General features: G+C 64.1%; 14 protein-coding genes. 9 read left to right on the forward strand and 5 right to left on the reverse strand.

Annotated elements, in window-relative coordinates; translation table 11 throughout:
• Positions 1–29: 29 nt before the first annotated feature.
• The gene (locus V1293_RS26460; RefSeq protein ID WP_334513508.1) at positions 30–992 is read right to left on the reverse strand and encodes an alpha/beta hydrolase; all 963 of its coding nucleotides are present in this window, start codon (positions 990–992) and stop codon (positions 30–32) included.
• Between the two features lie 240 nt (positions 993–1,232).
• On the opposite strand from V1293_RS26460, the gene V1293_RS26465 reads away from it, so the two are divergent.
• Complete coding sequence (locus V1293_RS26465; RefSeq protein WP_334513510.1) at positions 1,233–1,475, forward strand: hypothetical protein; 243 nt, start codon at positions 1,233–1,235, stop codon at positions 1,473–1,475.
• 105 nt (positions 1,476–1,580) lie between these two features.
• Here V1293_RS26465 and V1293_RS26470 read toward each other — a convergent pair whose 3' ends face one another.
• Positions 1,581–3,428 carry a di-heme-cytochrome C peroxidase gene (locus V1293_RS26470; RefSeq protein ID WP_334513511.1) on the reverse strand — a complete coding sequence of 616 codons (1,848 nt, stop codon included), beginning with the start codon at positions 3,426–3,428 and terminating at the stop codon, positions 1,581–1,583.
• Between the two features lie 238 nt (positions 3,429–3,666).
• Here V1293_RS26470 and V1293_RS26475 point away from each other — a divergent pair, with 238 nt between their 5' ends.
• Both V1293_RS26475 and V1293_RS26480 read left to right on the forward strand, forming a co-directional pair.
• On the forward strand, positions 3,667–4,350 hold the full coding sequence (locus tag V1293_RS26475) for an alpha/beta hydrolase family protein (RefSeq protein WP_334513513.1): 684 nt from the start codon (positions 3,667–3,669) through the stop codon (positions 4,348–4,350).
• 173 nt (positions 4,351–4,523) lie between these two features.
• A complete protein-coding gene (locus V1293_RS26480; protein ID WP_334513514.1) occupies positions 4,524–5,258 on the forward strand; it encodes an aspartate/glutamate racemase family protein in 735 nt (244 codons plus the stop codon).
• Here V1293_RS26480 and V1293_RS26485 read toward each other — a convergent pair.
• Entirely contained in the window at positions 5,250–6,032 is a 783-nt protein-coding gene (locus tag V1293_RS26485) for an SDR family oxidoreductase (RefSeq protein WP_334513516.1), read from the reverse strand. The genes V1293_RS26480 and V1293_RS26485 overlap by 9 nt on opposite strands.
• Before the next feature lie 184 nt (positions 6,033–6,216).
• Here V1293_RS26485 and bioB point away from each other — a divergent pair, with 184 nt between their 5' ends.
• Complete coding sequence (bioB, locus tag V1293_RS26490; protein ID WP_334513517.1) at positions 6,217–7,197, forward strand: biotin synthase BioB; 981 nt, start codon at positions 6,217–6,219, stop codon at positions 7,195–7,197.
• Between the two features lie 23 nt (positions 7,198–7,220).
• Here bioB and V1293_RS26495 read toward each other — a convergent pair whose 3' ends face one another.
• Positions 7,221–8,195: a ketopantoate reductase family protein gene (locus tag V1293_RS26495; protein ID WP_334513520.1), complete on the reverse strand. Its 975-nt coding sequence runs from the start codon at positions 8,193–8,195 to the stop codon at positions 7,221–7,223.
• Positions 8,196–8,483: 288 nt separating this feature from the next.
• On the opposite strand from V1293_RS26495, the gene V1293_RS26500 reads away from it, so the two are divergent.
• The 5 genes from V1293_RS26500 (at position 8,484) to V1293_RS26520 (ending at position 11,754) form a co-directional block, all read left to right on the forward strand.
• The gene (locus tag V1293_RS26500) at positions 8,484–8,645 is read left to right on the forward strand and encodes a hypothetical protein (RefSeq protein WP_334513522.1); all 162 of its coding nucleotides are present in this window, start codon (positions 8,484–8,486) and stop codon (positions 8,643–8,645) included.
• Positions 8,642–9,745, forward strand: coding sequence for a Spy/CpxP family protein refolding chaperone (locus V1293_RS26505; protein ID WP_334513524.1), 1,104 nt, complete (start codon positions 8,642–8,644; stop codon positions 9,743–9,745). The genes V1293_RS26500 and V1293_RS26505 overlap by 4 nt, the downstream gene beginning before the upstream one ends.
• Before the next feature lie 77 nt (positions 9,746–9,822).
• Positions 9,823–10,623, forward strand: coding sequence for an enoyl-CoA hydratase-related protein (locus V1293_RS26510; protein WP_334513526.1), 801 nt, complete (start codon positions 9,823–9,825; stop codon positions 10,621–10,623).
• 35 nt (positions 10,624–10,658) lie between these two features.
• Positions 10,659–10,892, forward strand: coding sequence for a hypothetical protein (locus V1293_RS26515; protein ID WP_334513527.1), 234 nt, complete (start codon positions 10,659–10,661; stop codon positions 10,890–10,892).
• 25 nt (positions 10,893–10,917) lie between these two features.
• Positions 10,918–11,754, forward strand: a complete 837-nt coding sequence (locus tag V1293_RS26520) for an aspartate dehydrogenase (RefSeq protein ID WP_334513528.1) — start codon at positions 10,918–10,920, stop codon at positions 11,752–11,754.
• 13 nt (positions 11,755–11,767) lie between these two features.
• Here the strand turns inward: V1293_RS26520 and V1293_RS26525 are convergent, their stop codons facing one another.
• Positions 11,768–12,652, reverse strand: a complete 885-nt coding sequence (locus tag V1293_RS26525; RefSeq protein WP_334513530.1) for a LysR family transcriptional regulator — start codon at positions 12,650–12,652, stop codon at positions 11,768–11,770.
• Position 12,653: the final 1 nt, after the last annotated feature.

A 12,653-nucleotide genomic window follows, 5' to 3' on the forward strand; every position in this document is an offset into this window, starting at 1 on the left:
GTCATTTCGGCCGCATGGCGCAGCGGCATCTAAGCGCCGGCTTCGAGCAGCGCCTTGAAATCCACCCGTGCGCGTTGCGCTTCGCGCTTGGCGGTCTCGGAAGCCTCGCCGAGGCCGAAATAGCCGTGGATGAGGCCGAGGCCGTCGTAATAGCTGGTCGGAACGCCGGCGGCGGCAAGCGCGTCGGCGTAGGCCTTGCCTTCGTCGCGGAGCGGATCGAACCAGGCGGTCGCAACGATCGCCGGTGCGAGCCCCGCAAGGTTTTCCGCGCGCAGCGGCGACACGCGCCAGTCGGTGCCGTGGGTCTTGTCGGCGAGGTAATGGCCGCAAAACCATTCCATGGTGGCGCGGGTCAGGAAATAACCGTCCGCGTTCTCGCTGCGCGAGGGAAAGCGCGCGTTCTCCTTTGCATCCGCGAAATTGCCGAAGACGTCGGTGACGGGATAGACCAGCAATTGCGCCGCCAGTTTGATGCCGGCGTCGCGGCAGGCGATCGCGGTGGTGGCCGCCAGATTGCCGCCGGCACTGTCACCGGCCACGCCGACGCGCCTCCCGTCGCCGCCGAATTCGGCGATGCGGGCGATGATGTCTTTCGTGGCCGTGAAGGCGTCCTCAAAGGCGCCGGGAAACCGCACCTCGGGCGGGCGGCGATAATCGACCGAGACGACCACCGCGCCGGTCTCGATCGCAAGCCAGCGCGCCTGCCGGTCATGGGTATCGAGATCGCCGGCGACCCAGCCGCCGCCGTGGAAGAACACCACCGTTGGTGATTTCTCGCTCGAGTTTCGGTAGGCCCGCGCGTTGAGGAACCCGGCGGCGCCTTTCACCTTGATGTCCTCCGCGCTCATCACCGGCGGCGGCGGAACCGCCGCGCGCGAGGCCGCCAGCGCGCGCAGCGCATCGCGTGCGCTCTGCGGCGTCATCGTCGCGGGATCGCGCAGCGGCAGCAGCGGAATGATCTGGGCGACGACGGGATCGAGCGGCGGAATCATGCGGGGTGCCTCATTCCGGAACACGGCGGCAGCATAGGTAACGGGCGCCGCCGCCGCAATCGCGGTGTTTGGCCCGAGCAGACCGGCCGATCTCCTTCAAGGGCTAATGAGTCCTGCAAGCCGATGCGCAGGCGCGTTGATAGAATCGTGCGCCGTTTACTTCTCGTTATCCTTAAACGGGCGCGCGGGGGGAACGGGCGCGCGCCCCGCTCATTATTCCTTGTCAGAGGGAGTGGTGCGATGAAGCAGGCTGCTGCATTGGATCGGGCGCTTGACGAAATGCTGGTGCAACTCGGCGGGATGGTGCTGAGGCTGTCGAGCCCGGAAGTGACGCGGACGCCCGAAGAGCGTCACGCGCTGGCATGCTCGGTCAACCAATATTCGGTGTGCGCGGCGCGCTCGGGCGATCCGCGCGTGCACCAGCTCAAGGTCGAACTGGAAGAGACGATCAAGCCGCACCTGCGGCTGGTTGCCAGCCGGTAACGCGCCCCGCCTGACCCATCTGTGACGCAAGCCGCGTCGGGAAAAGCCGGCGGCTAAAAAGCCGGCGGCCGGGCCAAGCCCGGCCGTTGCTACATGCAGATGACCTCAGAGCGTCTTGAGGTATTCGATCAGCGCCTTTCGATCGTCTGCCGACAGCGCCGGTCCGATCACGCCCTTGATTTCCTTGACCTTGCTATAGTCCTTGCGGAATTCATGCCCTCTGTTCGAGTTGCCGCGAATGGAGGTGTCGAATTCAAACCCGTTGTCGATCTTGTCGAACTTGTAACCGAGGTTCACGGGATCGTATTCGCGGTTGCCGAGATAGAACTTCTTCGGCCGGTCTTCGGGCGGGCCCAGCAATGCCTCGATGGTCGGAACCGAGCCGTTGTGAAGATAAGGCGGCGTCGCCCAGACACCGTTGAGCGGGCGAACCTTATAGGCGAGTTCGCCGCGAAGCTCGTTCGGCATATAGCCGTCGATCTTCTTCCGGTCTGCGGGGCTCACCGGCGGCTTTTTCTGGTCGAAGACGTAATTGACCGTCTTGGCGACCACGGCGCCGAGAGCGTCGGCGAAGCCACTCTTGTCGATGCCGAGATTTGCAGGGAGCGCAACCGTCCGGCTGATCATGTCGGCGGCCTGCGCGAGGTCAGTCCCGATATGCGAGATCGGAACGTTCTCGACCTTGAGGATCGGTTCACCGGCCTCGTTCTTCGTCCACCAGTCCTTGTTGTTGAAGTCGTAGAACGCAGCGCTCGATACCGGCGGGCGGTGGCATTCCTGGCAATGGGTCTTGTAGAGCTCGGCACCCTTGTCGGCGAGCTTCTGGTCGATCGGCGGCAGAATATCGTTCGGCCATTTCGGCGATTTCAGACCGGAGAACCCGTCCTTTGCGTTCGGCGGCGTGTTGCCCTTGATCATCTGCTCCATCTCGAACAGCTGCTCCACGTTCACGCTCGATTTGTAGAGTCCCTTGGACGGATCGGTCAGATTGAGCTCCGCCGACACGCCGAGCGATTCGCCGGCGTTACGCACCATCGGCTGCATGATGGAGCCGTTATACTGCACCCAGTCGAACCACGGCGTGTTCCAGATCCGGGGGTAGTGCACCGGCGCGGTCGAGCCTGCGTAATTTTCCGGCTTCTTGAGGTCGACTGAAAACACCTGGTTGCCGATCCGGTTCAGCGCGTCCAGCCGTCCGTAACCTTCCACGATGCTCTGCGAAGCGACGCGCTTTTCCAGCGCCTGGATTTCACCGTACTGCTTCAGGACCTGGCTGAGCTGGTCCTTCAGTACCTCGCGGTCGGCGACCGTGGAATCCGGTCCCAGGATATTCTCGGCGAACCGGTTGAAGCGGGTCGGGATAAAGCGCGTCAGCAGCAGCGAAACGCCCATGCCCTGCTTCATCGCCAGGAGATTGGTGAGCGCCGGCCCGCCGTCGATGACGACCGCCGTGTCCTTGTAGGTGAAGCGTCCGGTATGACAGCCCGAGCAGGTCAGGCCTATTCCGTTCATGGTCTCCTTGGTGCGCGGGTTCTTCCACGGCGCGCCCGAGGGGTCCTGCATCGGACCGCCCTTGGCGAAGCCGATCGGAAGCGCCTTCTTGCCCGGGATGACCGTGTCCGGAATGAAGCCATAGCGGTCGAGATAGGCGGTCTCGCTGAAATGGTCGACCTTGTTGAAAATCAGCCATGGAACCGTCGGCTGCTCCAGCGCCATGAACCATTCGTAAGGGAAGCCGAACGTCCGCGTGCCCTGATCGGCGTGATAGAACCAGCTCAGTTTTTCCTTTGCGATGCCCTGGTCGAGCCAGACGGTTTTCTTCGGCTCCGGATACTCCGCGATCTTGACGTGAAGGTTGTTCCAGAGGTTGGCGATATCGTCCTTCACGGCGACGTAAATGCCGCCGACGACCAGTGCTCCGATAACAATTGCTGCAATCTTCTTGCCACGCATGGCCTGCCCCTCCCCAAAACCGCGCTGCTGGCGCGCAATACCCGTCTGCTATCAAAAAACGCCGGAAGGCGAATCACCCTCGGCGTGCGGTTCAATATGATGCCATCTTATAGTGGCGCTGAAGATCTGTCCATGAATCCGATTTCCCGGACTAGGAGGTTTCCCGGCCGGTTCGGCTTTCGCCGGGCTGTTTCCAGTATAGAGTCTCGATCATGCAGTTGAATATCGGGTAGATCACATGAATGCCGTCGAGGCGCAATCAATCCGAATCGAGACCGGCTCCAATGAAGCGGTCTCCGCGCGGCTGATGCGGCCGCCGCAATCGCGCGGGTGTTACGTGTTCGCACACGGGGCCGGCGCCGGCATGACCCATGCGTCGATGGAAACGGTTGCGGCCGGCCTCAGCCAACGCGGCATCGCGACGCTGCGCTATCAATTTCCCTACATGGAAAAAGCCAGCAAGCGGCCCGATGCGCCCGCGGTCGCGCATGGCGCGGTGCGAGCGGCGGTGGCGGAAGCCGGGCGGCGCTGTCCCGCACTGCCGCTGATCGCGGGCGGCCGATCGTTCGGCGGGCGGATGACATCGCAGGCGCAGGCGCTTTCACCCTTGCCCGGCGTTCGCGGACTGGCGTTTCTCGGTTTTCCTCTGCATCCGGCCGGAAAGCCTTCCAGCGACCGCGCCAGGCATCTCGCTGACGTCAAAATCCCGATGCTGTTCCTGCAGGGCACGCGCGACGCGCTCGCGGAATTGAGTCTGCTCGAGCCTGTCGTCAAAAGCCTGGGATCGCGAGCGACGCTGCATTTGCTTGATGGCGCCGATCATTCCTTCCATGTGCTAAAGAGTTCGGGGCGGAATGATCGCGAGGTGATGGAAGAGGCGCTGGATGCGTTCGCGGCGTGGATGGACGGACTTATCGGCTAGCTCAGACGTCGTCCCTGCGAAAGCAGGGACCCATAACCACAGTCGTGCATTGTTGAAGAAAAGCCGTCTTTCCTTGTGCCCTTTCCGCGGGGCCGCGGCGTATGGGTCCCTGCGTTCGCAGGGACGACGGATGATGGAGTTGCGCGGCGCGTCATACCCACTACGATGCAGCCATGACAAAAATCCTGATCGTCAATCCGAACACGACCACCTCGATGACCGAAACGATTGGCGCCGCCGCGCGCGCCGTCGCCGCGCCCGGCACCGAAATTTCCGCCGTTACGTCGTCGATGGGGCCTGTCTCGATTGAAGGGTATTACGACGAGGCCTTCGCCGTTCCCGGGCTGATCCAGGCGCTCATGAATGCGCCTGATGCCGATGCCGGCATCGTCGCCTGTTTCGACGACACCGGCCTCGACGCCGCACGCACCGCCGCGCGCTTCCCGGTGGTCGGCCTCTGCGAGGCGGCGCTGGTGACGGCTGGCCAGATCGCAAAGCGCATCGCCATCGTCACCACGCTGCCGCGCTCGATCGTGCCGCTCGAAGAACTGGTACGCCGCTATGGTTTTGCGGAGAGGGCGCGGGTCACCGCCTGCGACGTCGCGGTGCTCGATCTCGAAAAGCCCGGCTCGGGCGCGGAAGCGAAGCTGGAAGCCGAGATCGCCCGCGCGCTCGAGAAGGGCGCGGAGGCGATCGTGCTGGGTTGCGCGGGGATGGCCGATCTCGCCCAAAAACTGTCGCGAAAATTCGGCGCGCCCGTCGTCGACGGCGTGGCGGCGGCGGTAAAACAGGCCGAGGCGCTGGCCGGCCTGAAGCTCACGACATCGCGGCGAGGTTCGTACGCGTCACCTGGCGTGAAGGCTTACACCGGGTTGCTGCAGCCGTTTGCGCCGAAAAATTCAGGCTGATTGCGGCGCGCCGTAGATCCTGTCGCGCAGCCGGCGCATGCCGGTGAGCCAGCGGTCGCGGCTGGAAGCCTTGCGCTGCATGTATTCGGCGACCTGCGGGTGCGACAGGATGAGAAAGCGTTCTTCCCCCATCGCCTCGATCACCATGCGCGCCACTTCCGGCGGCTGCAGTACACCGTCGACCCGCGCGGCGCTCGGGCCGGGCGTCGTCATCCCTGTTTGCACCGATTGCGGGCAGAGCACGGACACGCGGATGCCGCGGTCGCCATATTGAATGGCGAGATGTTCGGCGAGCGCCACCGCCGCATTTTTTGTCACGCCGTAAGGCATAGAGTTCAGCGATGCCAGCAGGCCGGCCGCGGAAGCGGTGTTGAGGAGATAGCCGGACCCGCGCGCGAGCATGCCTGGAACGAGAGCGCGCGCTGCAAACACATGGCTCATGACATGGACGCGCCAGCTCACGTCCCAATCGGCATCGGAAGCGGTCTCCTGTCCCTTGCGCGAAAGGCCGGCGTTGGAAAAGAATACGTCGACCGGGCCATATTTGTCTTCGGCAGCAGCGATCAGCGCCTTGATGTCTTCCTCGAGTCCGACATCGGCCGTGATCGGCAATCCGTCGATGTCGCCCGCCACCTTCGCCAGTCTGTCGCGCGATGTCTTGAGGTCGGCGATCACAACACCGCGCGCACCGGCCTCCGCATAGGCGCGCGCCACCGCTTCGCCGATGCCGCTCGCAGCTCCCGTGACGACACAGACCTTGCCTTTGACATGCATGTTCGGTTCCCGCCTGTTTCTTTTTCTTGAGCAGGGTCGAGAGTGATATGACCTCCGCCGCACGGTCAATGCCGGTTTGCGCCGGTGATCAATTTTTTGCAGGCATGGCGCGCACCGCTGGTGTCGGCTTCGCCAGCGTGCGATGACGGCCGCGCGGGGCAATCGGGATCGGGAGAATTGAAGGATGCTCGAAGTGCGGGATGAGTTGGCTGTGACGGCGCCGCTTGCGGACGCTCCGGAATGGACGAGCGAGGCGGCCTGGTCGCTCTATCAGTTGCCGTTCAACGATCTGCTGTTCCAGGCGCAATCCATTCACCGCCGGCATTTCGATCCCAACCGCGTGCAGCTCAGCAAGCTGCTCAATATCAAGACCGGCGGCTGCCCGGAAGATTGCGGCTATTGCAGCCAGTCCTCGCATCATTCGACGGGTCTTGTCGCCTCGAAGCTGATGGACGTCGAAAAGGTCATCGCTGAAGCGCGGAAGGCGCGAGACGGCGGCGCAACGCGCTACTGCATGGGCGCGGCATGGCGCAATCCGAAACCGAGAGACATGGATGCCATCGTCGAAATGATCGGCGCGGTGAAGGCGCTCGGGCTCGAGACCTGCATGACGCTGGGCATGCTGGACCGCGATCAGTCGGACCGCCTCAGCGCCGCGGGGCTCGACTACTACAACCACAATATCGATACGTCGGCGCGCTATTACCCGCGGGTGACCTCGACGCGCGCGTTTGCCGATCGTCTCGACACGCTGGAGAATGTCCGGCAATCCGGCATGAAAGTGTGTTGCGGCGGCATCCTTGGCATGGGCGAGGAAGAAACCGACCGCGTCGAAATGCTGGTCACGCTTGCGAACCTCGCCGAGCCGCCGGAAAGCGTTCCGATCAACATGCTGATTCCCATTGCCGGCACGCCGCTCGCCGAAGCGGCGCCGATCGCGCCAATCGAGTTTGTCCGGATCGTCGCGCTGGCGCGCATCATGATGCCGAAATCATATGTCCGCCTGTCAGCGGGCCGCTCGGCGATGACCGATGAGATGCAGGCGCTCTGCTTCTTTGCGGGGGCGAACTCGATCTTCGTCGGCGACACCTTATTGACGGCCGGCAATCCGGAGGACGAGGCCGACCGCAAGCTGTTCAAGCGGCTCGGACTGCAGGCGATCTGACCGGGTTTGGAAAAGCCCGGCCTTCAGCCCTGATAGAGCCCCTTGTCGCGCGCCTGACGGATGGCGAGCGCTGCCATCATGTCGAGCATCGGCGTCGATAGTCCGGCCGCGCGCGCGAATGCGGCAGGCGCGCGGACCAGCACGTCGATCTCCATGGCGCGGCCGAGTTCGTAATCCTGCAGGATTGACGGCTTGTGGTCCGGTGCGGGGCCGGAGCGCGTGACGCGCTTGACCTCGGGGAAGCAGCTTTGGGCGACGCTATTGGCCTCGTCGAGCAGGCGCGGCACGATTTCGGCAAGCGCCGGATCGTCGCGCACGGCACGCGCGGTCTGCCCGGTCAACAGGCACAGCACTGACATCGACATGTTGGTCAGGAGCTTTGACCAGATCGTTTCCCGGATCTGCGTGACCCCGGCCGAATCGATCGAAGCTTCGTTCAGCGCCGCACGCAGTTTCGCGACCCGCTCGCTTTGGCGGTCGTCGCATTCGCCGATCAGGAGCCGGTTGCGCTCGGGCGAAAGGTTTGCCACCGCGCCCGGCGCGACGACTTCGTTGGACGAAAACACCGCGCCGCCGACAATAAGCTGCTTCGGGATCGCGGCACGCAGGCGTCCACCGGGATCGAGGAAGGCCAGATCCGGCACCGGCGGATGCCGTGGCGAGAGCCCGATATCGTACCACCAGGGAATGCCGTTCTGCGCGAACACCACCGCGGTTTCCTCGCCGAGCAGCGGCTGCAGTCCGTCTGCGAGGCTGGAGAGGCTAGTTGCCTTCAGCGTGCAGATGACGGCGTCCTGCCGGCCCAGCGCGGCCGGATCGCTCGATGCTCTCACCTTCGCCTTGAACTCGCCATTTCCAACACGCAGCGTCGGCCCGTTGGCTTTCACGGCATCCAGATGCGCACCCCGCATCACGCAGGAAACGTCATGTCCTGCCAGTGCGAGCCGCACCGCAAAATGGCTGCCGACGGCGCCCGCACCGAAAACGCAAATCCGCATGGGTGGAAATCCTGCCGGGAGGGATGGTCGTTGCTAGTTTTCACAAGCCATGGCCGGGCGCAACCGGCCCGGTTCGACAGGGTGGGTTGCGGAATGGCACGGGTCCGGCTGCACGGAACTTTCCTGTTCCGCCGGCGTTCATCAACGCGCGTAAAGGTCGCGGCACAACGATGATAGGGCGCACCATGTCGAAGCTCGGACTGGGAATTGCCGCCCTTGTTTTCGCGACGGCGCTGTCAGTGGCCGACTTTGCCATCGCGAGAGGCGGCGGTGGGCATGGAGGCGGTCATGGTGGTGGTCATGGGGGCGGCCACGGTGGCGGCCGGGGCGGCGGTCATCACGGCGGTGGTGGGCACCATTTCGGCGGCCGGCATCATGGTGGCGGCCATTTTCATGCCAGATCGGCCCGTTCATTCTCCGCACACCGTTCATTCTCTGCGCCTCGCATGAACTTTGCCGGGAGCGGCCGTGCGCTGAACTCGCGCGCACTCGCCCGCAGCTATCGCCACACCGCCGCGCTGCATAGTCCGGCCATGCGGGCCAGCGTTACCGCGGGCGCGGCGCTTGCCGGGTGGCAATACGGACGATCCAGAGGCGGCGGCTGGTGGCAGCACGGCAACGGCGGCTACGGCTGGGTCGGGCCGCTGTTCTGGCCGTTCGCCTATTACGACATCTACGACTATGCGCTGTGGGGACCGCGTGTCGGCGCGCCGTTCTGGTACTACGGCTATGATGACATTTATGCCGGCCTGTTCGGCCCCTATGACTATCAGGGTCTTGCGGGCTACCTGCCGCCGCGCGGTCCCGGCGCCGGGCCGGACCGGCTCGCGCTGTTATGCGGCAAGGACAGCCGCGAAATCGCCGGCCTGCCGATCGACCTGATCGCGCAGGCCATCGAACCTACCGAGGCGCAGCGCGCGGCTCTCGACGATCTCGCCAATGCATCGGTGATTTCAGCGCAGAAGATCAAGGCGGCGTGCCCGGCCACCGTTGCGCTGACGGCGTCTGGCCGGCTTGCGTCGATGCAGCAACGCATCGAGGCGATGATATCAGGTGTCGCGACCGTGCAGCCGGCGCTGGACAAGCTCTACGGTCTGCTGACCGACGAGCAGAAAGCGCGGATGAATGCAGTCGCCGAAGATCAGGAAAGGAAGACCGAGCGGCGCCGTAACCGGCCGTTGGCGCAACCCTGTGACATTACGCAATCGTCGGCCTTGCAATGGCCGGCCGAGGAGATCGAGGCAAGGCTGCACCCAGCCGATGCACAGCGGACCGCTCTAACTGCCCTGCAGAACGCCAGCGCAAAGGCGGCGGACATGCTGGCCACATCGTGCCGGATCGACGAAGTGGCTACGCCGCCGGCGCGGCTCGCCGCCGTCGGCAAGCGGCTCGACGTCATGTTGCAGTCGGTCAAACTCGTGCGCACGGCGCTCGATGATTTCTATGCGATGCTGAGCGACGAGCAGAAGGCCCAGTTCGAGGCGATCGGGCCAAGGCGGACGTCATTGGCCGACAGGGCAGATATGATGCAGCGGCGTGGCCGCCGATAGGTCGGCGGCGGTGACAATGGCTGCGATCCCGGCCTATTGTCCGGCATAACAAAAATGCCGAACAAAGGGGCCACTGAATGACTGCCAATCCGGTTTTGTGGGATCTCGACGCGCGCGGCGTCGCAACCGTCACGTTGAACCGTCCCGAGGTGAACAATGCCTATGACGCCGGGCTCATCAACGGCGTGCTCGCGGCGATGGATGAGCTCGGCAGCAAGCCCAATCTCCGCGTCGTGGTGCTGAAGGGCAACGGCAAGCATTTCCAGGCCGGCGCCGACCTGAAATGGATCAACGGCGTGCGGCCGAAATCGGCGGAAGAAAACGAAAAGGTGTCGCGCGCGACGTTCGAAGCCGTGCAGCGGCTGAACACGCTGCCGATTCCGACGGTCGCGCTGGTGCAGGGCGGCTGTTTCGGCGGCGGCACCGGCGTGATCTCGGCGTGTGACGTGGTGATCGCCGCCGACAATGCGCTGTTCTCGATCACCGAAGTGCGCTGGGGGCTGACGGCCGCGATCATCATCCCGCAACTCTGCGACGCCATCGGCGTTCGCCAGGTCCGCCGTTACGCGCTGACCGGCGAACGTTTTGGCGCGGAGGAGGCGCGGCGCATCGGGCTGGTGCATGAGGTGGTGCCGCTGGCGGAGCTGGAGACGGCGGGCGCAAAAGTCGTGGAGCAGTTGCTGGCCAACGGTCCCGAGGCGCTCGCGGAAACAAAGGCGCTGGCGATGGAGAACTCGTTCGGTGGCATGAGCGTGGATGACGAGGCCTATGCGCGGCTAGTGCGGATGCATTCGGAAAGGCGTCAGACCAGGGAAGCGTCGGAAGGGCTGGCATCGTTTGCGGAGAAGCGGGCGGCGAACTGGGGCGTGGGGAAATAAGTGTCTTCCGTGGCATAGGCGCATTTGAGACCGCAATGGCGGACTTGGAAGAGTTTGCTATAGTTGGAGCCATGACAGCGAAAGATAACGAAGAACTCATCGCGCGCGTCCCTCAATGGCCCAAGGAGCGCCTGGACGCGAGTCGCGATCGCCTGACCGACGCTCAAGCGCAGGAGGTCGCTCGCATCCAGCGCGATATTCGCGAGGGGAGGGCTGCGCTCGCAACCGACGAGCAGATGGCGGCGCTTTGGAAGTCATGCGGTCTGTGAGACTGCACATCGCCGAAGAACGAGAATGAAGTCGCCATCACAGGAGCACCGTAGTTTGGAATCAAAACGTATCGCCGTTGCCGGGCTGGGGGAGATCGGCAAAACCGTGGCGCGCAAGCTGGCGCAAGGTATGCCGGGGCTTGCTCTCGCGGCGATCGTGGCGCGGGATCAGGCGAAGGCGCAGACGTGGCTCGATAGCGAAGGCATCACCTGTCCGCTGATCTCGCTCGACGAACTGCCCGCTCACGCCGATCTCGTCGTCGAATGCGCTCCGGCAGCGATCCTCGACCAGATCTGCCGGCCGATGCTGAGCGCCGGCAGGCAGGTGATGGTGCTCAGCGCCAGCGCGCTGCTGCCGCGTCCTGATCTCGTCGATCTCGCCCGGGCGCATGGCGGGCAGATCATCGTGCCGACCGGCGCCTTGATCGGCTTCGATGCGGTATCGGCTGCCGCCGAAGGCACTATCCATTCGGTGCAGATGGTCACGCGCAAGCCGCCGAACGGGCTTGCCGGTGCACCCTATCTCGTCGAGAACGGGATTTCCATGGACGGCTTGACATCGGCGCTCTGCGTCTTCAAGGGCTCGGCGCGCGATGCGGCTGCGGCCTTTCCCGCCAACGTCAACGTGGTGGCGGCGTTATCGCTCGCAGGCATCGGCCCCGACCGCACCACGATCGAAATCTGGGCCGATCCGGCGGTGACGCGGAACTGCCACCAGATCAGGGTCGATTCCGACTCGGCTTCGTTCACGATGGGAATCGAAAACATCCCATCGGAAAACCCGAAGACAGGCCGCATCACCGCACTCTCGGTGATCGCGGCGCTACGCAAGCTGACCTCACCGCTGCAGGTCGGGACCTGATCGCCAGTGCGCTCTACAGCGTTGGCGAGAGCGCGCGTTTCAATTGCTGAAGCAGTGCCTGCACGGCTGCCGCATTGACGCGCCGCTCGGGGATCGTTGCCTTGACCCATACATCGGGGATTGGGAATTCCGGAAGCACCACCTGCAGCGACCCGTCGCGCAGCGCGTCGGCCGCGAGATAATGCGAAATGAAAGCAATGCCGTTTCCGGCGATCGCGCTTTTCACCAGCACGTGGCCCTCGTTCGAATTCAGCAGCGGGCGTACCTGAATGGTGATGCGGCCGCGCGGGCCGTCGAATATCCACTCCGGCCCGGTCGGAAGAAAGCTCAGGCAGCGGTGTTCGACCAGATCGCGCGGGTGCCGCGGCATGCCGTGCGATTTGAGATAGGCGGGCGCTGCGCACAGCAGGCGCTTGAGCGCGCACAAGGGTTCATCGACGACACCGCCGAACGAATGCGGGAATGCACCGATGGCAACGTCAAAACCTTCCGTGACCGGATCTACCGGCCGATCGATCAGCACGACTTCCAGTTTCAGCCGCGGATTTTCCGTCTGGAAGGCGCTGAACACGTCGGCCAGCCGGGCGATGGTCAGCGAGGTCGGCGCCTTGATGCGCAGATGATCGATCAGATCATGGTCCTTTTCGCCCATGCGCGACAGAAGGTCGCCAACGTCAGCCACCACGCCGCGGGCGCGGTGCACATATTGCTGTCCGGCTTCGGTCAACCGCAATTGACGGGTCGATCGATGAAACAGCGCGATGCCGATCTGATCTTCGAGCTGGGTGACGCGCTTGGCCACGACCGAAGTCGAGACTTTCAGCTTGCGGGCGGCAGCCGAAAAGCCGGCGGCGTCGGCGGTCGCCAGAAAGGCCTGGAGGTTGACGAGCGTATCCATC

Origin of the sequence: Bradyrhizobium sp. AZCC 1693, assembly GCF_036924745.1 — a bacterium.
Lineage (GTDB): Bacteria > Pseudomonadota > Alphaproteobacteria > Rhizobiales > Xanthobacteraceae > Bradyrhizobium.

Excerpts from the sequence above, each read along its gene's own strand:
- V1293_RS26460 (WP_334513508.1), bottom strand. The coding sequence starts at position 992 with ATGATTCCGCCGCTCGATCCCGTCGTCGCCCAGATCATTCCGCTGCTG.
- V1293_RS26465 (WP_334513510.1), top strand. The coding sequence starts at position 1,233 with ATGAAGCAGGCTGCTGCATTGGATCGGGCGCTTGACGAAATGCTGGTG.
- V1293_RS26470 (WP_334513511.1), bottom strand. The coding sequence starts at position 3,428 with ATGCGTGGCAAGAAGATTGCAGCAATTGTTATCGGAGCACTGGTCGTC.
- V1293_RS26475 (WP_334513513.1), top strand. The coding sequence starts at position 3,667 with ATGAATGCCGTCGAGGCGCAATCAATCCGAATCGAGACCGGCTCCAAT.
- V1293_RS26480 (WP_334513514.1), top strand. The coding sequence starts at position 4,524 with ATGACAAAAATCCTGATCGTCAATCCGAACACGACCACCTCGATGACC.
- V1293_RS26485 (WP_334513516.1), bottom strand. The coding sequence starts at position 6,032 with ATGCATGTCAAAGGCAAGGTCTGTGTCGTCACGGGAGCTGCGAGCGGC.
- bioB (WP_334513517.1), top strand. The coding sequence starts at position 6,217 with ATGCTCGAAGTGCGGGATGAGTTGGCTGTGACGGCGCCGCTTGCGGAC.
- V1293_RS26495 (WP_334513520.1), bottom strand. The coding sequence starts at position 8,195 with ATGCGGATTTGCGTTTTCGGTGCGGGCGCCGTCGGCAGCCATTTTGCG.
- V1293_RS26500 (WP_334513522.1), top strand. The coding sequence starts at position 8,484 with ATGGTGGTGGTCATGGGGGCGGCCACGGTGGCGGCCGGGGCGGCGGTC.
- V1293_RS26505 (WP_334513524.1), top strand. The coding sequence starts at position 8,642 with ATGAACTTTGCCGGGAGCGGCCGTGCGCTGAACTCGCGCGCACTCGCC.
- V1293_RS26510 (WP_334513526.1), top strand. The coding sequence starts at position 9,823 with ATGACTGCCAATCCGGTTTTGTGGGATCTCGACGCGCGCGGCGTCGCA.
- V1293_RS26515 (WP_334513527.1), top strand. The coding sequence starts at position 10,659 with ATGGCGGACTTGGAAGAGTTTGCTATAGTTGGAGCCATGACAGCGAAA.
- V1293_RS26520 (WP_334513528.1), top strand. The coding sequence starts at position 10,918 with ATGAAGTCGCCATCACAGGAGCACCGTAGTTTGGAATCAAAACGTATC.
- V1293_RS26525 (WP_334513530.1), bottom strand. The coding sequence starts at position 12,652 with ATGGATACGCTCGTCAACCTCCAGGCCTTTCTGGCGACCGCCGACGCC.